This is a genomic window from Nonomuraea sp. NPDC050202, from assembly GCF_040656115.1.
Lineage (GTDB): Bacteria > Actinomycetota > Actinomycetes > Streptosporangiales > Streptosporangiaceae > Nonomuraea.
Map to the genome: position 1 here is coordinate 216086 of NZ_JBFALF010000004.1, position 19908 is coordinate 235993.

At 71.0% G+C, this 19908-nt stretch carries 17 protein-coding genes; 13 read left to right on the top strand and 4 right to left on the bottom strand.

The window, feature by feature from the left end:
* The first annotated feature begins 86 nt into the window (after positions 1 to 86).
* Positions 87 to 1850, top strand: a complete 1764-nt coding sequence (locus tag AB0I79_RS14730) for a VanW family protein (RefSeq protein ID WP_357872161.1) — start codon at positions 87 to 89, stop codon at positions 1848 to 1850.
* A gap of 96 nt (positions 1851 to 1946) precedes the next feature.
* Here AB0I79_RS14730 and AB0I79_RS14735 read toward each other — a convergent pair whose 3' ends face one another.
* Complete coding sequence (locus AB0I79_RS14735) at positions 1947 to 3014, bottom strand: PQQ-dependent sugar dehydrogenase (protein WP_357872164.1); 1068 nt, start codon at positions 3012 to 3014, stop codon at positions 1947 to 1949.
* Positions 3015 to 3052: 38 nt separating this feature from the next.
* Here AB0I79_RS14735 and AB0I79_RS14740 point away from each other — a divergent pair, with 38 nt between their 5' ends.
* The 7 genes from AB0I79_RS14740 to AB0I79_RS14770 all read left to right on the top strand — a co-directional run bounded on the left by AB0I79_RS14740 (position 3053) and on the right by AB0I79_RS14770 (position 11973).
* On the top strand, positions 3053 to 3961 hold the full coding sequence (locus AB0I79_RS14740; protein WP_357872167.1) for a 2-hydroxyacid dehydrogenase: 909 nt from the start codon (positions 3053 to 3055) through the stop codon (positions 3959 to 3961).
* A 236-nt stretch (positions 3962 to 4197) separates the two neighbouring features.
* Entirely contained in the window at positions 4198 to 6828 is a 2631-nt protein-coding gene (locus tag AB0I79_RS14745; protein WP_357872169.1) for a GGDEF domain-containing protein, read from the top strand.
* 204 nt (positions 6829 to 7032) lie between these two features.
* Positions 7033 to 8772, top strand: coding sequence for an acetolactate synthase large subunit (locus AB0I79_RS14750; RefSeq protein ID WP_357872172.1), 1740 nt, complete (start codon positions 7033 to 7035; stop codon positions 8770 to 8772).
* Positions 8765 to 9289, top strand: a complete 525-nt coding sequence (gene ilvN / locus AB0I79_RS14755; protein ID WP_357872175.1) for an acetolactate synthase small subunit — start codon at positions 8765 to 8767, stop codon at positions 9287 to 9289. Before AB0I79_RS14750 ends, ilvN begins: the two co-directional genes overlap by 8 nt.
* A gap of 23 nt (positions 9290 to 9312) precedes the next feature.
* On the top strand, positions 9313 to 10296 hold the full coding sequence (ilvC, locus tag AB0I79_RS14760) for a ketol-acid reductoisomerase (RefSeq protein WP_357873053.1): 984 nt from the start codon (positions 9313 to 9315) through the stop codon (positions 10294 to 10296).
* Between the two features lie 76 nt (positions 10297 to 10372).
* Entirely contained in the window at positions 10373 to 10948 is a 576-nt protein-coding gene (locus AB0I79_RS14765; RefSeq protein ID WP_357872177.1) for a PadR family transcriptional regulator, read from the top strand.
* Positions 10949 to 11004: 56 nt separating this feature from the next.
* Positions 11005 to 11973 (top strand): NAD(P)-dependent alcohol dehydrogenase, encoded by a 969-nt coding sequence (locus AB0I79_RS14770; protein WP_357872179.1) that lies wholly within the window; start codon positions 11005 to 11007, stop codon positions 11971 to 11973.
* Here the strand turns inward: AB0I79_RS14770 and AB0I79_RS14775 are convergent.
* Entirely contained in the window at positions 11963 to 12754 is a 792-nt protein-coding gene (locus AB0I79_RS14775; protein ID WP_357872181.1) for a type II CAAX endopeptidase family protein, read from the bottom strand. The two genes, AB0I79_RS14770 and AB0I79_RS14775, sit on opposite strands and share 11 nt — an antisense overlap.
* Before the next feature lie 127 nt (positions 12755 to 12881).
* On the opposite strand from AB0I79_RS14775, the gene AB0I79_RS14780 reads away from it, so the two are divergent.
* The 4 genes from AB0I79_RS14780 to AB0I79_RS14795 all read left to right on the top strand — a co-directional run bounded on the left by AB0I79_RS14780 (position 12882) and on the right by AB0I79_RS14795 (position 16231).
* The gene (locus tag AB0I79_RS14780; RefSeq protein WP_357872184.1) at positions 12882 to 14132 is read left to right on the top strand and encodes a sensor histidine kinase; all 1251 of its coding nucleotides are present in this window, start codon (positions 12882 to 12884) and stop codon (positions 14130 to 14132) included.
* The gene (locus tag AB0I79_RS14785) at positions 14129 to 14776 is read left to right on the top strand and encodes a response regulator transcription factor (RefSeq protein WP_357872187.1); all 648 of its coding nucleotides are present in this window, start codon (positions 14129 to 14131) and stop codon (positions 14774 to 14776) included. Before AB0I79_RS14780 ends, AB0I79_RS14785 begins: the two co-directional genes overlap by 4 nt.
* Positions 14777 to 14887: 111 nt before the next feature.
* Positions 14888 to 15655: a type I methionyl aminopeptidase gene (gene map, locus AB0I79_RS14790; protein WP_357872190.1), complete on the top strand. Its 768-nt coding sequence runs from the start codon at positions 14888 to 14890 to the stop codon at positions 15653 to 15655.
* Between the two features lie 312 nt (positions 15656 to 15967).
* Positions 15968 to 16231: a hypothetical protein gene (locus AB0I79_RS14795; protein ID WP_357872193.1), complete on the top strand. Its 264-nt coding sequence runs from the start codon at positions 15968 to 15970 to the stop codon at positions 16229 to 16231.
* Between the two features lie 68 nt (positions 16232 to 16299).
* Here AB0I79_RS14795 and AB0I79_RS14800 read toward each other — a convergent pair whose 3' ends face one another.
* Positions 16300 to 17226 carry an adenosine deaminase gene (locus tag AB0I79_RS14800; protein WP_357872196.1) on the bottom strand — a complete coding sequence of 309 codons (927 nt, stop codon included), beginning with the start codon at positions 17224 to 17226 and terminating at the stop codon, positions 16300 to 16302.
* 87 nt (positions 17227 to 17313) lie between these two features.
* Between AB0I79_RS14800 and AB0I79_RS14805 the strand changes: the two genes are divergently transcribed.
* Positions 17314 to 18561, top strand: a complete 1248-nt coding sequence (locus tag AB0I79_RS14805; protein WP_357872198.1) for a helix-turn-helix domain-containing protein — start codon at positions 17314 to 17316, stop codon at positions 18559 to 18561.
* Here AB0I79_RS14805 and AB0I79_RS14810 read toward each other — a convergent pair.
* Positions 18517 to 19710, bottom strand: coding sequence for an amidohydrolase family protein (locus AB0I79_RS14810; protein ID WP_357872201.1), 1194 nt, complete (start codon positions 19708 to 19710; stop codon positions 18517 to 18519). The genes AB0I79_RS14805 and AB0I79_RS14810 overlap by 45 nt on opposite strands.
* Positions 19711 to 19908 lie beyond the last annotated feature (198 nt).

Below are 19908 nucleotides of genomic sequence, written 5' to 3' on the forward strand. Positions count from 1 at the left end.
CGCAGCCGGCCCAAGGCCCGAGCGCCCCGGGCGGTCCGTCGGGCAAGGGCACGCTGCCACCGGTTCCGCCCGCGCAGCCCTGGCCCATGGCCGCGGAGAAGGAGCCGGCGAGCCGGCCCACCACCGCGTTCGGCACGCCGGAACGGCCCTCGCCGTTCGAGCCCGAGCCGCCCCGGCGCCGCCGGCTGCTGCCGGGCCTCATCGTGTTCGTGCTGGTGCTCGCGGCCCTGGCGTACGTGGTGCCGGCCGTGCTCATGTCCGGCTCCGTGCTGCGCGGCACGCACGTGGCCGGGGTGGACATCGGCGGCCTGACCGTGACGCAGGCGGCCGACAAGCTCCGCACCGAGCTGGGCGCCAAGCTCAGCAAGCCCGTCGTGGCCGACGTCGGCGGCAAGAAGGACACCATCCAGCCCGACGAGGCCGGGCTCGAGCTCGACGTGGTCGCCACCATCGGGCAGGCGCCCAGCGGGTTCCCCAGCCCGGTGGAGGTGTGGCGGGGGCTGGTCGGCACGACCGAGCTCCAGCCCAGGATCAGCGTCGACTCCTCCCAGCTCACCAGGACCGTCGAGGGGCTGGCGGAGAGCATCGACAAGCCCGCCGTCGAGGGCCGGGTGACCTTCTCCGGGCTGCAGCCCAGGGCCCGCCGGCCCGAGGACGGGGTGCTGCTCGACCGGGACGACGCCGTACGCAGGGTCAGCCAGGCCTTCCTGAACGGCGGCGGCCCCGTCGTGCTCACGCTCAGGCCCGCCAAGCCCGCCACCACCCCCGAGGCCGTCACCGAGGCGATGGCCAAGGCCAGGGCCGCCGTGGCCGCCCCCCTGACGCTGACGCTCGACGACAAGCAGGTGCAGATCCCGCCGGCCATGATCGCGGCGAACCTCACGTACAACGCCGACGGCGACGGCGGGCTCGCGCCCCGGTTCGACGCCGAGCGGGTGCTGGCCTCCGTCGAGAGCAGCCTGGTGGACGCGACGCAGCAGCCGCGGGACGCCTCGTACCAGATCGTGAACGGCAAGCCCGTCCTGGTGCCCGCCCGCACCGGCCGGGGGGTCAACGACAAGCTGCTGGCCAGGGACGCGGAGAAGGTGTTCGCCGAGGGCGGGGAGCGCACGATCCCGGTCCGGCTCGGCACCGTCGCACCGGCCGTGGACACCACGCAGATCCAGGGGCTCGGGATCAAGGAGCTGGTGGGCGAGTTCACCACGACGTTCGACTGCTGCCAGCCCCGGGTGAAGAACATCCAGCGGATGGCGCAGGAGGTCGACGGGTACCTCGTCAAGCCGGGGCAGACGTTCTCCGTCAACGAGGTGCTGGGGGAGCGGACGGTCGAGGACGGGTACGTCGAGGCCGGGCAGATCGTCGGCGGGCGGATGGTGAACATCGTCGGCGGCGGCGGGTCGCAGTTCGCGACCACCATGTACAACGCGGCGTTCTTCGGCGGGTTCGACGACGTGGAGCACCAGCCGATGGACTACTACGCGCCGCGGTACCCGGCCGGGCGGGACGTCGCGCTGCTGTACCCGGACCTGGACCTGAAGTGGCGCAACGACTCGGAGTTCGGGGTGCTGATCAAGACCGCCTTCACCGAGACGTCGGTGACGGTGGCGTTGTGGAGCACGAAGCGGTACGACCGCGTGGAGGCCGTGGCGTCGGAGCGGCGGGACTTCACCCCGTTCCGGCGGGAGAGCAGCGCGGCGGCAGGTTGCCTGCCGACGGTGGGGGAGCAGGGGTTCACGATCGACGTGACCCGGGTGTTCTACAACGATGGCAAGGTCCTCAAGAAGGACAAGAAGCTGACCACCAAGTACCGGCCGCAGCCCCAGACGACCTGCACCGCCGTCACTCAGTAAGACCCCTGAGCGCCCGCGCGGGCGGCATCGCCGTCGTGATGCCGCCCGAGCGTGAGCGGCGGTAGGGACGGGATGCCGCCCGAGTGCGAGCGGCGGTCAGGACGGGGTGACGGACATGATGCGGTCGTCGCCGTCCTTGGGGGAGCCGCGGCCGTCCTTGTTGCTGGTGCCGACCCACAGCTTGCCGTCCGGGGTGGCGGCGACCGCGCGGAGCCGGCCGTAGCGGTCGGTGAAGTGGGCCACCGGGGCGCCGGCGGAGCCGTCCTCGCCCAGCGGGATCTGCCACAGGCGCGCCCCCCGCAGGGCCCCCACCCACAGCGACCCGTTCGCGTACGCCATGCCTGACGGCGACGACTCCGCCGTGGACCAGGTGAGGATCGGGTTGATGTAGCGCTGGTCGTCGCCGCGGCCCTCGACCTCCGGCCAGCCGTAGTTGCCTCCCGGCTCGATCCTGTTGACCTCGTCGTAGGTGTTCGCGCCGAACTCCGAGGCGAACAGGCGGCCGGAGCCGTCCCAGGCCAGGCCCTGAACGTTGCGGTGGCCGTAGCTGTAGACCAGCGTGCCGAACGGGTTGCCCGGCGCGGGCGCGCCGTCCACGGTCATGCGCAGGATCTTGCCCCCGAGCGAGTCGCGCTGCTGGGCCAGGTCGCGGTCGCCGATCTCGCCGGTGGTGGCGTACAGGAAGCCGTCGGGGCCGAAGGCGAGCCGGCCGCCGTTGTGGATGCCGCCCTTGGGGATGTCCTGCACGAGGAGCTGCTGGTCGGTGAGTCCGCCGTTGGTGAGGCGGTAGCGGACGATCCGGTTGTCCAGCTCGGCGGTGTAGTAGAGGAAGAGCTGGTCATCCTTGGCGGCCACGCCCATGAGGCCGCCCTCGCCGTCGGGCCTGGCGTCCTCGATCTTGGCCAGTTCGGTGACCTGGCCGGTCCGGGTGACCCGCAGCACGCGGGCGGTGTCGCGTTCGGTGACCACGGCGTCCCCGCCGGGCAGGAACGCGATCGCCCACGGCACGGCCAGCCCCGTCACCACGTCCTCGGGAGCACTCGGAGCGGCGCCCGCCGACACGGCCGCCGTGGGGAACACCTCTCCGCCGCGGTCGGTGCAGGCCGTGAGCCCGGAGCATGCCGTGAGTGCGGTCAGTAGCATGATCGTCCAGAGCTTCCTCATGTGTTCCATACTTCCCCCGTAGTCGTAAGGTTCTCGGCATGAAGACCTGGGTTCCGTCCGATTCGGTGGCAGATGTACTGTCCGAGCTTCCTGGCGTCGAATGCGCCGTCTATGACGGCACGTCCGCGATGCCGGATGGGGTGGAGGATGTGGAGGTGTGGATCCCCCCGTTGGTCACCGTGCCCGACGTGCCGGGGACCCTGGCCAGGATGAGCTCGCTGCGGTTGCTGCAGACCGTGACCGCGGGCGTGGAGCCGTACCGGCCGCACATGCCCGAGGGCGCGGTGCTGTGCAACGCGCGCGGCGTGCACGAGGCGGGCACCGCCGAGTGGGCGGTGGGGGCCATGATCGCGGTGCTCAGGGAGTTCCCGGGGTTCGTGGACGCCCAGCGCAGGGGCGAGTGGACCTACCACCACACCGGCGTGCTGGCCGACTCGACCGTGCTGATCGTCGGGTACGGCTCCATCGGGGCCGCGCTGGAGCGGCGCCTCGACGGGTTCGAGGTGGAGATCGTCCGCGTGGCCAGGAGCGCCCGTGACGGCGTGCACGGCATGGACGAGCTGCCCGCGCTGCTGCCGGAGGCGGACGTGGTCGTGCTGCTCGTGCCAGCCACCGCCGCCACGGCCGGGATGGTGGACGCCGCGTTCCTGGCCCGGATGAAGGACGGCGCCGTGCTGGTGAACGCCGCCAGGGGCGGGGTCGTCGACACGGACGCGCTGGTCGCCGAGCTCAAGACCGGCCGGCTGCGCGCCGCGCTGGACGTGACCGCCCCCGAGCCGCTGCCCGAAGGTCACCCTCTGTGGAGCGCGCCGGGCGTGCTGATCACCCCGCACGTGGCCGGCAGCACCCCCGCCTCCGTACGGCGCACGCTGCGGCTCGTCCGCGCCCAGGTGCAGAGATACCTGGCCGGCGAGCCGTTGGTGAATGTCATCACCGACTCGTACTGAGAGGATCCCGGAACGTGGCTGGTCCGTGACCTTCGGTGCGTACGGTTACGTTTGCAGGGAGTTCCTGACTCACTGTCAAGGAACTCTTGGCGGCAATTGGTCTGTCTGGTTATCAGATCGGTGACGACATCGGCGTTGTCACCACCCGCGCACCCACGACAGCACACACTGGCGAAGTGATCGACCGGGCTTCGGCGGTCACTGGTGCAGAGTTCGAGACGGGATGGGCAACGACTGTGATCCGCTGGCGTGATCCCCGGGTGCCGCCGGCCGCCGCTGCGGCGGCAGGCGCGGCGGCGTTCGCCGCCGCCCTCCTGACGGAGAGCCCGGCCTTGGTCACCGGAGCGGTCGCCGGAGGGATCGCGGCGCTGGTCGCCGCCGCCTCCTTGCTGATCGCCTCGGTGAAGCAGGCGGCCACGCATCGCCCGACGGCGATGGGCGCACGCTGGATGGGCGGCGGCGCCATCATCTGGACCGCCGGAGTGGCGCTGCGGCCGTTCACCGAGAGTTTCGTCGACAGCTTCGCGGACATGTTCATGCTGCTCGGCACGGTGATCACGGCGAGCGGCGCCCTGGTGGCCGCCGACCGCAGGTTCCCGGCCAGGGCCGCTTTACGGCAGCTCACCGACGCCTACCTGTGCACGGCCTCGCTCTTCCTGATCGGCTGGATGGTGGCGCTGCGCCACGTCTACGCCGAGACGGCCGACGCGGCCGTGTTCACGCTGGTCATGCTGCCGCCGCTGGTGGGGCTGCTGGTGACGTTCGCCGTGATCCCGTCGGTGCTGACCAGCAGGTCGTCGTCCTGGCTGCTCAGCCTGGCCGGCGTGGGCGTGCTGGCCACGATGACCGTGGCCGGGATGTCGGCGGCGGTGGCCCGGCTCATGGACGCCGAGCCGCAGCTGTGGGGCGTGATGCTCGCGCCGGTCGCGTTCCTGCTGCTGGCGGCCGTCCCGTGGGGGCCGCGGGTCAAGCAGGCGAGCCGGCCCGCGGTCGGCCACGCGGTCGCGATCGTGCCCCTGGCCCTGGTGGCCGTGGCCGCCGGCACGCTGCTCGTGCACCAGGCCGGCGGGCGCACCGGGGCGCCCGTGACCGGCGTCGTGGTGGTCGGGGTCTCCGTGGTGCTGCTCCTGCTGGTGCGGTTGTTCGTGGTCTCGGCGGCGAACGTGCGCCTGCGCAGCCTGGTCAAGCTGAGCGAGCGCCAGCTCAAGGAGCTGGCGGAGAGCACCGGCGACGTGGTGTTCACCTGCGACTACGAGGGCGTCGTACGCGAGATCGGCGCGGGCGTCGAGGTGACGTACGGCTACGGCCCGCAAGAGCTGGTCGGCGGGTCGATCTTCGACTACATCCACCCGGAGGACGTGCCGGGCATCCAGGTCGCCATGCGCGCGATGAACCTCGCGGAGGACAACGCCGCGCCCGGCGCCTGCCTGATCGCCTGCCGCGTGCGCGCGGCCGACGGCACGTGGCGTCCCACCGAGTCCGTGGCCACCCGCCACGCCGGCGGCGAGGACCTGATGCTCGTGACGACCAGGGACGTCAGCGACGAGGAGGCGCTGCGCAACCAGGTCGCCCACCTGACCTTCCACGACGGCGTCACCGGGCTGCCCAACCGCGCCTACTTCGAGGAGCGCACCCGCGAGGTGCTGTCGGGCCGCACGGCGTCCCCCGGCACGGCGAACGTGGCGGTGATCTTCCTCGATCTCGACGGGTTCACCTCGGTCAACGACTCGGTCGGGCACGCCAGCGGCGACTACCTGCTCGGGCAGGCGGCCCGCAGGCTGCGCGGCGCCGTGCGCGCCGACGACACGCTGGCCCGGTGGGGCGGCGACGAGTTCGCGGTGCTCGTGGAGACCGGCGGCGACGCGCAGATCGCGGTGGACCTGGCCGAGCGGCTGGTGCGCGCGGTCTCGCAGGAGCCGTTCCGCGTCGCCGACCGCGACGTGGCGCTGACCGCGAGCGTGGGCGTCGCCTTCACCGAGGACGACGTGTCGGCGGGCGACCTCATGCGCAACGCCGACGTGGCCATGGCGCGCTCCAAGGAGCTGGGCGGGCGGCGCGTGGAGGTGTTCGCCGCGCAGATGCACGCCGACGTGATACGCCGCCTGGAGCTGGCGGCCGACCTGCAGCGGGCGCTGATCGAGCAGCAGTTCGCGATCGAGTACCAGCCGGTGGTGGACCTGGCGACCTCGCGGGTGACCGCGGTGGAGGCGCTGGTGCGGTGGTGGCGCGGGTCGGTGTTCGTGCCGCCGGAGCAGTTCCTCGGGGCGGCCGAGGACACCGGGCTGATCGTGCCGCTGAGCGAGTGGATCCTGCGCGAGGCGTGCCGCGAGGTGGCCGCCTGGCGGGCCTCGTCCTGGGACATCGGGCTGTCGCTGAACCTGTCGGCGCGCCAGATCATGGCGCCCAGGTTCGTCGAGACCGTGGAGGAGGCGCTGACCGAGAGCGGGCTGCCGGCCTCCGTGCTCACGCTCGAGGTGATCGAGGAGATGCTGGTCGAGGACGCCGAGGAGACGATCAAGCGGCTGTCGGAGCTGCGGGCGCTCGGCGTGCGGCTGGCGATCGACGACTTCGGCACCGGGTACGCCTCGCTGGCCTTCCTCAGGCAGCTCCCCGTCGACATGATCAAGATCGACCCGTCGTTCGTGTCGGGGCTGGGCAAGGACGACACGCTGACCCTGCTCACGCGCACGATCGTGCGGCTCGGGCACGACCTCGGGCTTATCGTGGTGGCCGAGGGGATCGAGCGTCCTGAGCAGCTCGAACTGCTGAAGCAGATGGGCTGTACGAGGGGGCAGGGTTTCCTGGTGGCGCGGCCGATGGCGGCGCGCGGGGTCGACTCGCTGATGCGGACGAGTCTCACTGTTTGAGACTTGTGTCCACGAAGTTGGCGCGATGGCGTTCGTTGCGGCTATGGTGTAAGGCATGCTTCGCAGTGAGATTCTCGTAGTACTTCGCCGGCGCGCAGGCCGATAGCGAAGCACGACGACCTGCGCGCCGCCCCAGTCCCGCCGCCTGGTGGGGAGGGGCCTTTTTTATGTCCTTAAGCGAGTAGCCACGCAAGGAACGAGCCGATGACCGAACGGATGACAGGTGCACAGGCCCTGGTCAGGGCGCTGGAGCACGTGGGAGTCGACACAGTGTTCGGGATCCCGGGCGGTGCCATTCTGCCGGCCTACGATCCTCTCTACGACTCGACCAAGGTCCGGCACGTGCTCGTACGGCACGAGCAGGGCGCGGGTCACGCGGCCGAGGGCTACGCGCAGGCCACGGGCAAGGTCGGGGTGTGCATGGCGACCAGTGGCCCGGGCGCCACGAACCTGGTGACCCCGATTGCCGACGCCTTCATGGACTCGGTGCCGATCGTGGCGATCACCGGGCAGGTGGCCTCCCCGATGATCGGCACGGACGCCTTCCAGGAGGCGGACATCTCCGGCATCACCATGCCGATCACTAAGCACAACTTCCTGGTCACCGACGCCGACGACATCGCCCGCACGATCATGGAGGCCTTCCACATCGCCTCCACCGGCCGTCCCGGCCCGGTCCTGGTGGACATCTCCAAGGACGCCCTGCAGGCCGAGACCGCCTTCAGCTGGCCGCCCACCATGCAGCTCCCGGGCTACCGCCCGGTCACCAGGCCGCACTCCAAGCAGATCCGCGAGGCCGCCAAGCTGATCGCCGAGTCCAAGCGGCCGGTCCTGTACGTCGGCGGCGGCGTCCACAAGGCCCGCGCCTCGGCCGAGCTGCTGCAGCTCGCCGAGCTGACGAACATCCCGGTCATCACCACCCTGATGGCGCGCGGCACGTTCCCCGACAGCCACCCGCAGCACATGGGCATGCCCGGCATGCACGGCAGCGTCTCCGCCGTGGGCGCGCTGCAGAAGTCCGACCTGATCATCGGCCTGGGCGTGCGCTTCGACGACCGGGTGACCGGCCACCTGCCGTCCTTCGCGCCGCACGCGAAGGTCGTGCACGCCGACATCGACCCGGCCGAGATCTCCAAGAACCGCCACGCCGACGTGCCGATCGTGGGCGACTGCAAGGAGGTCCTCACCGACCTCGTCGCCGCCGTCCAGGCCTCCGGCCAGAAGGGCGACTACGACGAGTGGTGGACGATCCTCAACGGCTACAAGCAGACCTACCCGCTGGGCTACGACACCTTCGACGACGGCTCGCTGGCCCCGCAGTACGTCATGGAGCGGCTGAGCGCCATCGCCGGCCCCGACGCGTACTACGTGGCCGGGGTGGGGCAGCACCAGATGTGGGCCTCGCAGTTCATCGACTACGAGAACCCGGGCACGTTCATCAACTCCGGCGGCGCGGGCACGATGGGCTTCGCCGTGCCGGCCGCGATGGGCGCCAAGATGGGCTGCCCCGACGCCACCGTGTGGGCCATCGACGGCGACGGCTGCTTCCAGATGACCAACCAGGAGCTGGCCACCTGTGCCCTGGAGGGCGTGCCGATCAAGATCGCCGTCATCAACAACGGTAACCTCGGCATGGTCCGCCAGTGGCAGACGTTGTTCTACGACCAGCGCTACTCCAACACCAACCTGCAGGCCCCCCGCCGCATCCCCGACTTCGTCAAGCTCGCGGAGGCCTATGGTTGTGTGGGCCTGCGGTGCGAGCGTCCCGAGGACGTGGACGCCGTGATCAAGAAGGCCATGGAGATCAACGACGTGCCTGTCGTGGTCGACTTCGTCGTCCACCAGGACGCCATGGTCTGGCCCATGGTCCCGGCGGGCACCAGCAACGACACCATCCAGATCGCCCGTGACATGGCTCCGAAGTGGGAGAACGACGATGAGTAGACACACGCTGTCCGTGCTTGTCGAGAACAAGCCGGGTGTCCTTGCGCGCGTGTCGGCGCTGTTCAGCCGCCGGGGGTTCAACATCGACTCCCTGGCCGTCGGGCCCACCGAGCACGACGACATCTCCCGCATCACGATCGTGGTGAGCGTCGAGGAGCTGCCGCTGGAGCAGGTCACCAAGCAGCTCAACAAGCTGGTGAACGTGCTCAAGATCGTCGAGCTGGACCCGTCCCAGTCGGTGCAGCGCGAGCTGATGCTGATCAAGGTCAAGGCCGACGCCGACAGCCGCTCCCACGTGCTGGAACTCGTCAACCTCTTCCGCGCCCGCTGCGTCGACGTGGCGGCCGACGCCGTGACCATCGAGGTCACCGGCACCCCCGACAAGCTGGAGGCCTTCGTCAAGGTCCTCGAGCCGTTCGGGATCAAGGAACTCGTCCAATCGGGCATGGTGGCCATCGGCCGCGGCGCCCGCTCCATCACCGACCGGTCCCTCAGGGCACTGGACCGTACCGCCTGAAAGGTTTTGAGCAAGTGACCGAGATTTACTACGACGACCAGGCCGACCTGTCGATCATTCAGGGACGCCACGTGGCCGTGCTGGGGTACGGCAGCCAGGGCCACGCCCACGCGCTCTCCCTGCGTGACTCCGGCGTGGACGTGCGCGTCGGCCTGCCGGAGGGCTCCAAGAGCCGCGAGAAGGCCGAGAACGACGGCCTGCGCGTGCTCAGCCCGTCGGAGGCGGTCGAGGAGGCCAACCTCACGATGATCCTGGCGCCGGACCACATCCAGCGCCACCTGTACGCCGAGCACGTGGCCCCGAACCTCGTCGAGGGCGACGCGCTCTTCTTCGGCCACGGCCTGAACATCCGCTACGGCCTCATCGAGGCCCCGGAGGGCGTGGACGTCTGCATGGTGGCCCCCAAGGGCCCGGGCCACCTGGTCCGCCGCCAGTTCGAGGCCGGCCGCGGCGTGCCGTGTCTCGTGGCCGTCGAGAAGGACGCCTCGGGCAAGGCGCTCGACCTCGCGCTCTCCTACGCCAAGGGCATCGGCGGCACCCGCGCCGGCGCGCTGCGCACCACGTTCAAGGAGGAGACGGAGACCGACCTGTTCGGTGAGCAGGCCGTGCTGTGCGGCGGCGTCTCCGAGCTGATCAAGGCGGGCTTCGAGACGCTGATCGAGGCCGGCTACCAGCCCGAGGTCGCCTACTTCGAGTGCCTGCACGAGATGAAGCTCATCGTCGACCTCATGTACGAGGGCGGCATCTCGAAGATGTACTGGTCGGTCTCCGACACGGCCGAGTACGGCGGCTACACCCGCGGCCCGCGCGTCATCAACGAGGAGTCGCGCCAGGAGATGCGCCGCATCCTCGCCGAGGTCCAGGACGGCACCTTCGCCCGCCAGCTCGTCGAGGAGTTCGACAGCGGCCAGAAGGAGTTCCAGCGCTACCGCGAGGAACTGGCCGAGAACCCGATCGAGAAGACCGGCGCCAAGCTCCGCCCGATGATGAGCTGGCTCAAGGCCTGAGTGTCCGGTACGGCCGGCGGGCGGGGCCTGCTCCCCGCCCGCCGTCTTTCATCCCAACTAGTCAAGGTTGAATAGATTGTCGGCGATTCGCTTGCTGGTCCTGGGCGCGGTACGGCGGCACGGCCGCGCCCACGGCTACCAGGTCCGCAACGACCTGGAGTTCTGGGGTGCGGACGAGTGGTCGAACACCAAGCCGGGTTCGATCTACCACGCGCTGAAGCAGCTGGCCAAACAGGGTTTCCTGCACGCCTACGACATCGCGCCGAGCACGGTCGGCGGCCCGCCGCGCACGGAGTACGAGCTCACGGAGAAGGGCACGGGCGAGTACTTCTCGCTGCTGCGCGGCGCGCTCACCACGCACGACCGGCTGGACCTGCTGTCGGCCGGTCTCGGCTTCATGGCTGACCTGCCGCGCGCGCAGGTGCTGGACCTGCTGCGGCAGCGGATGGAGCACCTGTGCGGCTGGCGGGAGTCCGTGACCGGCTACGCCACTCCCGAAGGGCACATCGGCGAGATCACGCGCCTGTGGGTGCACTCGGCCGAGGCCGGCGTCGAGTGGACGCGGGGGCTGATCGAGCGGATCGAGGGCGGGGCGTACTCGTTCGCGGGCGAGGGCGGAGACCCCTTCGCGGGGGTGCTCGCGGAAGAGTAGCGCGAGGTATGGTTTTCATATGTCAGCATTTTCTTTCATGTGTCAGAGGAGCTGCGATGAAGGCCATCCGGTACTACGCTTACGGCCCGCCTGACGTCATCGAGCTGGAGGAGACCGGCAGGCCCGAGCTCGGTGACGACGGCGTGCTCGTCCGCGTACGGGCGGCCGCGGTCAACCCGGGCGACTGGCACCTGCTGCGGGGCAGCCCGTACATCCTGCGCGCCATGGCGGGGCTGACCCGGCCGAAGGCCCACGGGCTGGGGGCCGATCTCGCCGGGGTCGTCGAGGCGGTGGGCAAGGGCGTCAGCCGGTTCGCGCCCGGCGACGAGGTGTACGGCTGCGCCCCCGGCTCCTTCGCCGAGTACGTCGCCGTCCCCGAGAGCGGGCCGCTGACCGGGAAACCGGCCGGGCTGACGTTCGAGCAGGCCGCGGCCGTGCCCACGTCGGCGCTGACCGCGCTGCAGGCCTTACGCGACAAGGCACGCCTGGAGCGGGGGCACCGGGTGCTGGTCAACGGGGCGGCGGGCGGGATCGGCACGTTCGCGGTGCAGCTCGCCAAGGCGTACGGCGCCGAGGTCACCGGCGTGTGCGGCAGCGCGAACGTCGAGCTGGTGCGCTCGATCGGGGCCGACCACGTGATCGACTACACCAAGGAGGACTTCACCCGCACCGGCCGCCGCTACGACGTCGTCCTCGACAACGTGGGCAACCGCCCGGTGGCCGACTGCCGGCGCCTGCTGACCCCGGCGGGGGCCTACCTCCACAACAGCGGCTCGGGAGGCCGCTGGCTGGGCCCGATGGGCCGCATCATCAAGCTGAACGTGATGAACCTGTTCGTCCGCCACACGCTCCCGTCCTTCGTCACCCGCGAGAACGCCGACGACCTGGCCACGCTCCGCGAGCTGATCGAGGCAGGCCGGCTGACCCCGGTCATCGAGCGCACACACCCGCTGAGCGAGGCCGCCGAGGCCATCGCGCACGTGGAGCGGGGGCACGCGAAGGGCAAGGTGGTGATCACCGTGTGAGACCCGGCTGCGCGTCCGGCAGGCTCGCCTGCGGGGCTGACCCGGGCCTGCGGACGACGAGGACCAGGGCGGCGGCCAGCGCCAGCGTGACGGTCTGGAAGGCGAGCTGCACGCCGTAGTCAGTGGGCTTGATCGGGATGAGCTGGCCCAGGTAGATCGCGGTGTGCACGCCGACCGCCATCCAGATCGCGCCCGTACGCTCCCTGGTGGCCCCGCACAGCAGGAAGAGCGCGATCGCCTGCACCATGAACAGCACCTTCTCCCCCGCCCCTGACGCGGGGCTCTGCGAGAACAGGTGCAGCAGGCCGAACGACACCGACGTGACCACGAGCACGGCGCGAGGGCCGAGCCGGTCGGAGAGCACGTCCCACAGGTGTCCCCGGAACAGCAGCTCCTCCGGGAAGGACGCCCGCAGCACGATGAGCGCGAAGCCGGCGACCAGCCCTGTCACCGGAGGCAGCGGAGCGGCCTGCCCCCAGGTCGCCGCGCCCGCCCACACGGTGACGGCGCAGCCCGCGAGCAGCGCGGCCACGCCCACCGCCGCGCCGAGCACCGCTTGCGGGAACGCCCACCAGGTACGGGTGAGGCCCAGCCCGGACCACGGCGGGCGGCCGGTCAGCCGCCGGTAGGCGTAGAGCAGGCCGAGGGTCGCCAGGGTGATCAGCGGCGGGGCGGCGAAGCCCGAGACGTTCTCGGGCAGGGCACTGACGATCATCATCACGCCGAACGTGACCGCGAGGAGTATCGCGATCGGAGCCAGGATGGCAGCCAGGATTCTCATACCGCCCGACGCTAGGCTCGCACCCGGCGTGCGCACATCGAGCCCGGGATAGATCCGGCCATGACGGAAGTCATGGTGCCTGGGGGAGGATGCCGGCCCGGGCTTCGGCCGCGTATGGTCCGAAGATGTGAAATTTCGGGACGTGGGGCAGCCGCGGGTGCTCACCGTGACGTTCTGGGCCGTGTACGCCGTGATGCTGGCCGGCGGCGCCGTCTCCGTACGCGGCCTGCCCGAGGCGGCGCTGTTCGCCCTCACGATGGTGCTGGTGGCGGGGCTCTGGCTGGTCATGCCGGCCGGCCGGGACGCCGGCGCCGCGCGCAAGCTGGCCGCCCCCGGGCTGCTCGTGGTAGTCCCGTTCGCCGGCCAGTTCGTCGGCGGGCTGCACTCGGCCATGCTGCTCATCGCCATGGTGCACGTGGCCTTCCTGTACGGCATGCGCGTGGCCGTCGGCGTGGTCTGCGCCTACGTCGTCGCCATGGGCGCGGTGATCGTCGTGCTGTCCGGCGGCGACTGGGCGGTGATGGCCGACCAGATCGTGCTGCTGGTGCTGTTCGCGATCTTCTCGCTGGCCATGGCCGCCGCGCTGATCGAGGCCCGCACGCAGCGGGAGGCGGCCCAGCGGCTCATCGAGCGCATCAGGGAGCTGGCGGTGGCCGAGGAACGCGCCCGGATGGCCAGGGACATGCACGACTCCATCGGGCACCAGCTCACCCTGATCAAGATGGGCCTGGAGAACGCGGAACGGTTCAGGCGGCGGCGGCCCGAGGCGGTCTGGGAGGAGGTGGGGCAGGCCAAGGAGCTGACCGTGCAGGCGCTGGCCGACTCGCGCCGCTGGGTGCGGGCCCTGCGGCCGCTCGCCCTGGACGGCCATGTGGGCAGCGGCGCGCTGGAGCGGCTGGCCCGCTCGTTCGACGGCACCGGGGTCGAGGTCGGGTTCCAGGTGGAGGGGGCCGAGCGGCGCATCGACCCGGACTCCGAGCTGGTCCTCTACCGGGTGCTGCAGGAAGGGCTCACGAACGTGCTGCGCCACGCCGGGGCCCGGCGGGTGCGGGCGCGGCTGGCGTACGGGGAGGACCGGGTGGCGCTGACGATCGGCGACGACGGGCGGGGCACGGAGAACACCGCGGACACGGCGGGCGCGGCGGGTGCGGCGGGCATGGCGCGCTCGATGGGCATGGCGGGCATGGCGGGCATGGCGGGCATGGCGGGCATGGCGGGCATGGGTGCGGCGGACGCGGTGGACACGGTGGATGCAGCGGGATTCGGGCTGTCGTCGCTGGCCGAGCGCGTGCGCGGCCTCGGCGGGGCCTTCCGTGCGGGCAACGCGGAAGGCGGCGGGTTCGAGCTGCACGCGGAGGTGCCGGTGGTACGCCCATGACCCCGGGTCGGGTGATCAGGGTGCTGATCGTGGATGATCAGGACCTGATGCGCGCGGCACTGCGCAAGCTGCTGGAGGTCGAGGACGGCATCGTGGTCGCGGGGGAGGCGGCCGACGGCCGGCAGGCGCTGGCGGCCGTGCCGCGCTGCGAACCGGACGTCGTGCTGGTGGACGCCAGGATGCCGCGGATGGACGGCGTCGAGCTGGTCGCCGGGCTCGCGGCGGCGCATCCCGGGCTGGCGGCGCTGGTGCTGAGCACGTTCGAGGAGGACGAGTACGTCTTCGGCGCCCTGCGCGCGGGCGCCCGCGGCTACCTGCTGAAGGACTGCTCCCCCGAGGAACTGGTGGCGGGCATCAGGAAGGCGTACGAGGGGGAGACCGTGCTCGACGGCCCGGTCGCGGCGCGCCTGGTGGCCGAGCTGCGGCTGCGCCCCGCACCGGGGACGGGCGGCTTCAGGGGGCAGGCGTCGCTGTCGGGCAGGGAGCTCGACGTGGCGCGGATGATCGCGGTCGGCGCGACGAACAAGGAGATCGCGGCCCGGCTGTTCATCACCGAGGGAACGGTGAAGAACCACGTCTCCAGCATGCTGCGCAAGCTCGGCCTGCGCGACCGTACGCAGCTCGCCCTGTACCTGCGCGACTAGCGCGACCCCGGCAGGAGAGGGACGGGCCGGGCGGGGTAGAGGTCCCTCCTTGGCTCTCTCCACCATGATCCGTGATAGTAATACCGGTATAGTTATCGGCAAGGAGGGGTCGTGATCGAGTACAAGTCAGCCGGTGAGATCGCCGCTATGCGGGAGTCCGGCAAGGTCGTCGCCGCCGTTCATGCCGCCGTGCGGGAGCAGGCGGCCATCGGGGTGTCGCTCAAGGAGCTGGACGAGGTGGCCAGGACCGTCATCGAGGAGGCCAGGGCGAAGGCGTCGTTCCTCGGGTACCACCCGTCGTTCGGGGCCACGCCCTACCCCGGCGTGATCTGCACCTCGGTCAACGGGGTCATGCTGCACGGGCTGCCGTCGCCGTACCGGCTGCGTGACGGTGACCTGATCAGCATCGACTGCGCGGCGTACATCGACGGGTGGCACGCCGACGGCACGGTCAGCTTCACCGTCGGGGAGCCCCGCGCGGAGGACCTCAAGCTGATCAGGGTCGCGGAGGAGACGCTGGCGGCGGGCATCGAGGCGGCCCTGCCCGGCGGCCGGATGGGCGACATCGGGCACGCGATGTCCACCGTCGGGCGCGGCGCCGGCTACGGCATGCAGAACGACTTCGGCGGCCACGGCATCGGCCGGGCCATGCACGAGGAGCCGTTCGTGCCCAACGAGGCCCGCGCCGGGCGCGGGCTGCGGCTGCGCCCCGGGCTGGTGATCGCCATCGAGCCCAGCCTGATGGCCGGCGGCGGCGACCGCTACTACATGTCCTCCGACGGGTGGTCGGTGTGCTCGGGCGACGGCAGCAGGAGTGTGCACGTCGAGCACACCGTGGCCATCACCGAGGACGGCCCGGTCATCCTGACCTTGCCGTAGGCGTCCGGCCCGGAGGCCTGGACGGATAGTCCGAGATGTGTGGTCATGATGTCCCGTCTTCCCGCGACATAAACCAGCAGGACGCCGCATGAGGCCGCGATCCATGGTCATGGGCCGGTAAGGGCTGAGGTGGTTGCTTATCGCCTAGGGCTACATATTCGTCAAGTTGGGCGATCTCGCCCCACCATTCGGCCATGCGTTCATTTCACCAGGTCAAGAGCAAAATGGCAGCGTTTGTCGAAGTTGAGCACAGGGCAGACCTTCCTCCGATAGCTACGGAGAGTAGTCGAGGGTTATCAGAGGAGAATCGAAATGTACAAGCAAGGGCTCATTCTGGCCGGGCTCGTCGGAGGGCTGCTCATGTCCGGCGGCGCCGCGCTCGCCGACGACGAGGTCGAGGCCAACAGCTCCCACTCCAGCGCGCGGAGCCTCGAGGTCTGCGCCATTGGCGACGCCATCTTCGCGCAGGGGGACGTTGACAAGGGCACGGAGGGCGTTCTCGTCCTTGAGATCGGCGACGTCCTCAGCCAGATCCTCGGCATCAAGAAGGAAGAGAACACCTGCGCGATCGGCTGAAGTCAGTCCTCAGCGGCGAAGTAGTGTAGCTCAGGGGCCCACCCACGGGGTGGGCCCCTTCGCCGTGCTCACGCTCCGTACACGAAGGCCGCTTCGAAGGAGTGGCGCGCGATCCGATCGAGCTGGTCGTCGGTCATCCCCAGCTCGCGCCGCAGCGCCTCGTAGTTGTCGTCCACGTAGCCGCCGAAGTAGGCGGGATCGTCGGAGTTCACGGTCACGACCAGGCCCTCGTCCAGCATCGCGGGCAGGATGTGGTCGCGCAGGGTCGGCACCGCGCGCAGCCGTACGTTGGACAGCGGGCACACGGTCAGCGGGATCCGCTCCGCCCGCAGCCGGGCCACGAGCTGCGGATCCTCCATCGCCCTGATGCCGTGGTCCACCCGCTCGACGCGCAGGATGTCCAGCGCCTCCCACACGTAGTCGGGCCCGCCCTCCTCGCCGGCGTGCGCCACCCGGTGCAGTCCCTCGGCGGCGGCCATCTCGAAGACCCGCCGGAACAACGACGGCGGATACCCCACCTCCGCCGAGTCCAGGCCCACCCCGATGAAGTGCTCCCGGTACGGCAGCGCCGCCCGCAGCACCTGCTCGGCCTCCTCGGCGCCCCGGTCGCGCAGGAAGCACAGGATCAGCGCGGCCGACAGCCCGCTCTCCTTCAGCGCCGCCGACAGCCCGTCGAACACCACCTGCAACGGCACGCCCCTGCTCAGATGTGCCTGCGGGTCGAAGAAGATCTCCGCGTGCCGCACCCCCTGCTCGGCGGCCCGCCGCAGGTAGGCGGTGGCCAGGTCGTAGAAGTCCGCCTCGGTGCGCAGGACGGCCATGTTCTCGTAGTACACGTCCAGGAACGACTGCAGGTTCGCGAAGGAGTACCGCGCGCGGATGGCCTCCACGTCGAAGGTGGGCAGGTCGATCCGGTTACGCCGGGCCAGCTCGACGACGAGCTCGGGCTCCAGGGTGCCCTCGATGTGCAGGTGGAGTTCCGCTTTGGGACGCATGCATGAAGTAAACCGGACCCCGGGGAGCGGAGGTATCGTGCGAACCTCTGAACTCTCACGCTCTGAGCTGGCATAACATCAGATTTCATGAGGCTGTCGGATCTGCTCGCCCGCGAGGACCTACGGCTGACGCTGGTGACGGGCGCCGACGCCGTCGATCGGGAGGTGCTGCGGGCGTACCCGACGGACCTGCCCGACCCCCGCCGCTACCTGCGCTCCGGCGACCTCGTGCTGACCAGCGGCGTCTGGTACACCCGGCCGTCCGACTGCGAGCGCTTCGCCGACGCGTTGTGGGCGGCCGGTGTCGCCGGTCTCGTGGTCGGCCTGATCGTGCTCGGCGAGCTGCCGGAGGAGCTGGTCGAGGCGTGCGAGCGCAGGCGGCTGCCGCTGCTGCTGGCCGCGCCCGACCAGGCGTTCGGCGCGATCAGCGAGGTGGTGACCGCCGAGGGCTTCGCGGCCGAGCAGCGCAGGGCCGAGCGGGCCAGGGCGCAGACGCTGCTCGACGTGCTCGGCCAGATCCCGCCCGGCGAGGTGTCGGCGCACCTGCGGCTGCTCGGCGCCGACCCCGGCCTGCCGACCACCGCCATGGCGGTCGCCAGGACCGGCGGGCCCGAGCTCGACCTGCCCGAGCTGCTGCACGAGGGCCTGGCGAGGAAGGGCCGCCACCTGATCGTGGGCGGCACGCCCGGCGAGGCGATCGTGCTGGTCAACGGCCGCGCCTCGCGCAAGAGCCTGGCCGACGAGCTGCGCGCCCTCATCGCGGGGCAGCGGGCGACGGAGACCGCGGGACGGCCGGGGGCCGGCGCCGCCGGCAGGCCGGGGGCGAGCGCCGCCGGTAGGCAGGGGATGAGCGCCGCCGGTAGGCAGGGGGTGAGCATCGCGGCCGGGATCAGCGAGATGACGGCCAGCGTGTCGCAGCTCGGCGAGGCCCTGGAGACGGCCAGGCGCGGCATGGAGTCGGCGCGCGGCGGGCCCGGGCCCGTGTCGATCATGTCGGTGGCCGACATCGACAGCTTCGACCTGCTGCTGGCCTCGCTCCCGTCGAGCATGCGCCGCTCCTTCCGCGACCACCTGCTCGGCCCCGTGGCGGAGTACGACGCGCGGCACGGCTCCGAGCTGCTGCGCACGCTCGACACGTTCCTGGAGACGTGCGGATCCTGGCAGCGCACGGCCGACGAGCTGTACGTGCACGTCAACACGTTGCGCTACCGGATGCAGCGGATCGAGGAGCTGACCGGGCGGCGGATGTCGTCGATGCGCGACCGTACCGACCTGTACCTGGCGCTGCGCTCAGGCGACGCGGGGCAGGCGGCCCGCGACGACCTGGCCCCGTGAGACCACGGCCACGATGTTCTCGGTGGCCAGGTCCTCGATGCGCTCCCACGGCCGGCCGCGCAGCACGACCAGGTCGGCGCCCAGCCCTGGCGCGACGCGGCCCACGGGCATGCCGATCGAGTCGGCCGCGTCGGAGGTGGCCGCGCGCAGCGCCGACTCGGCGTCCATGCCGAGGATCCGCGTCATGTGCACGACCTCGGCGAGCTGGTCGCCGAACTGCACGTGGTGCCCGTTGGCGTCGGTGCCCAGCACGAACCGCACGCCCAACGCCGCGGCCTGGGCCAGCAGCACGTCACGGGTGGCGACCAGCTCGGCGGCCTTGGCCATCGCCTCGGCCGTGACGGGGACGCGGCCCTGCGCGATGGCCTCGTTGATGAGCAGGGTCGGCGCGACGGGCGTGCGGCGGGCGGCCAGCGTCTCGGCCAGGTCCCGGCTCATCAGCGTGCCGTGCTCGATGGAGTCGACCCCCTCCTCGACGGCGACGCGGATGCCGTCCTCGGAGTGCGCGTGCGAGGCGACGAGCATGCCGAGCGCGTGCGCCTCGTCCACGGCCGCCCTGATCTCGTCGCGGGTGTAGTTCCGCCAGACGTTCTTGTCGCCGATGGACAGCACGCCGCCGCTGGTCGTGAGCTTGATGCCGTCCATGCCGGCCCTGGCCCAGGTCCGTACGAGCTTGCGGCACTCGTCGGGCCCGTCGGCCGTCGGCTTCCTGATCGGGAACGCCGGCGGCACGAACAGGTCGTTGTGCCCGGCCGTCATCCCCACCACGCCGTGCACCTGGATGCGCGGCCCCGGCAGCACCCCGGCGTCGAAGGCCCGGCGCAGCGCGATCTGCGCCTCGTCGCCGGCCAGGTCGCGCAGCGTGGTGACGCCGTGCCGCATGGCCCGCTGGGCGTGCGCGGCGCCGTGCAGCACCTGCTCGTCGCGGGTGGTGGTCAGGGGCCAGGTCGCGAAGTCGGGCGGCTCGCCCGGCCCCGCGTAGCCGACGAGGTGCACGTGCGTGTCCACCAGGCCCGGCAGCACGCACAGGCCGGCGTGGTGCGCCCCGGCCACGGGGGTGACGCCGGTGATCCGGTCGGGCTCCCAGGTCAGATCGACCGGGCCGCGGAATTCGGTACCGTCCCAAAGGGGGATTCCGTCGAGTCTCATCTCGGGCTCGACGCTACCGGAGCCCCCGGGCGGCTGGAGGGATCTACGGTCCTCGCGCGGCGCTCTCGTAGGGACCTACAGGGGCCGCCAGCGGTTTTCCCGGCTTCCCGGCCCGCGGCCGTTCCCCGGGCCGTAGTGTCCGAAACCATCGTCACACGATGGTAATAATCGAGGGATACCGTCCTGACCTGCATGTTC

Coding starts and splice junctions, on each gene's coding strand:
- AB0I79_RS14730 (WP_357872161.1), top strand. CDS start 87: ATGGCCGCGGAGAAGGAGCCGGCGAGCCGGCCCACCACCGCGTTCGGC.
- AB0I79_RS14800 (WP_357872196.1), bottom strand. CDS start 17,226: ATGCGTCCCAAAGCGGAACTCCACCTGCACATCGAGGGCACCCTGGAG.
- AB0I79_RS14805 (WP_357872198.1), top strand. CDS start 17,314: ATGAGGCTGTCGGATCTGCTCGCCCGCGAGGACCTACGGCTGACGCTG.
- AB0I79_RS14775 (WP_357872181.1), bottom strand. CDS start 12,754: ATGAGAATCCTGGCTGCCATCCTGGCTCCGATCGCGATACTCCTCGCG.
- AB0I79_RS14770 (WP_357872179.1), top strand. CDS start 11,005: ATGAAGGCCATCCGGTACTACGCTTACGGCCCGCCTGACGTCATCGAG.
- AB0I79_RS14795 (WP_357872193.1), top strand. CDS start 15,968: ATGTACAAGCAAGGGCTCATTCTGGCCGGGCTCGTCGGAGGGCTGCTC.
- ilvN (WP_357872175.1), top strand. CDS start 8,765: ATGAGTAGACACACGCTGTCCGTGCTTGTCGAGAACAAGCCGGGTGTC.
- AB0I79_RS14735 (WP_357872164.1), bottom strand. CDS start 3,014: ATGAGGAAGCTCTGGACGATCATGCTACTGACCGCACTCACGGCATGC.
- AB0I79_RS14810 (WP_357872201.1), bottom strand. CDS start 19,710: ATGAGACTCGACGGAATCCCCCTTTGGGACGGTACCGAATTCCGCGGC.
- AB0I79_RS14740 (WP_357872167.1), top strand. CDS start 3,053: ATGAAGACCTGGGTTCCGTCCGATTCGGTGGCAGATGTACTGTCCGAG.
- AB0I79_RS14785 (WP_357872187.1), top strand. CDS start 14,129: ATGACCCCGGGTCGGGTGATCAGGGTGCTGATCGTGGATGATCAGGAC.
- AB0I79_RS14750 (WP_357872172.1), top strand. CDS start 7,033: ATGACCGAACGGATGACAGGTGCACAGGCCCTGGTCAGGGCGCTGGAG.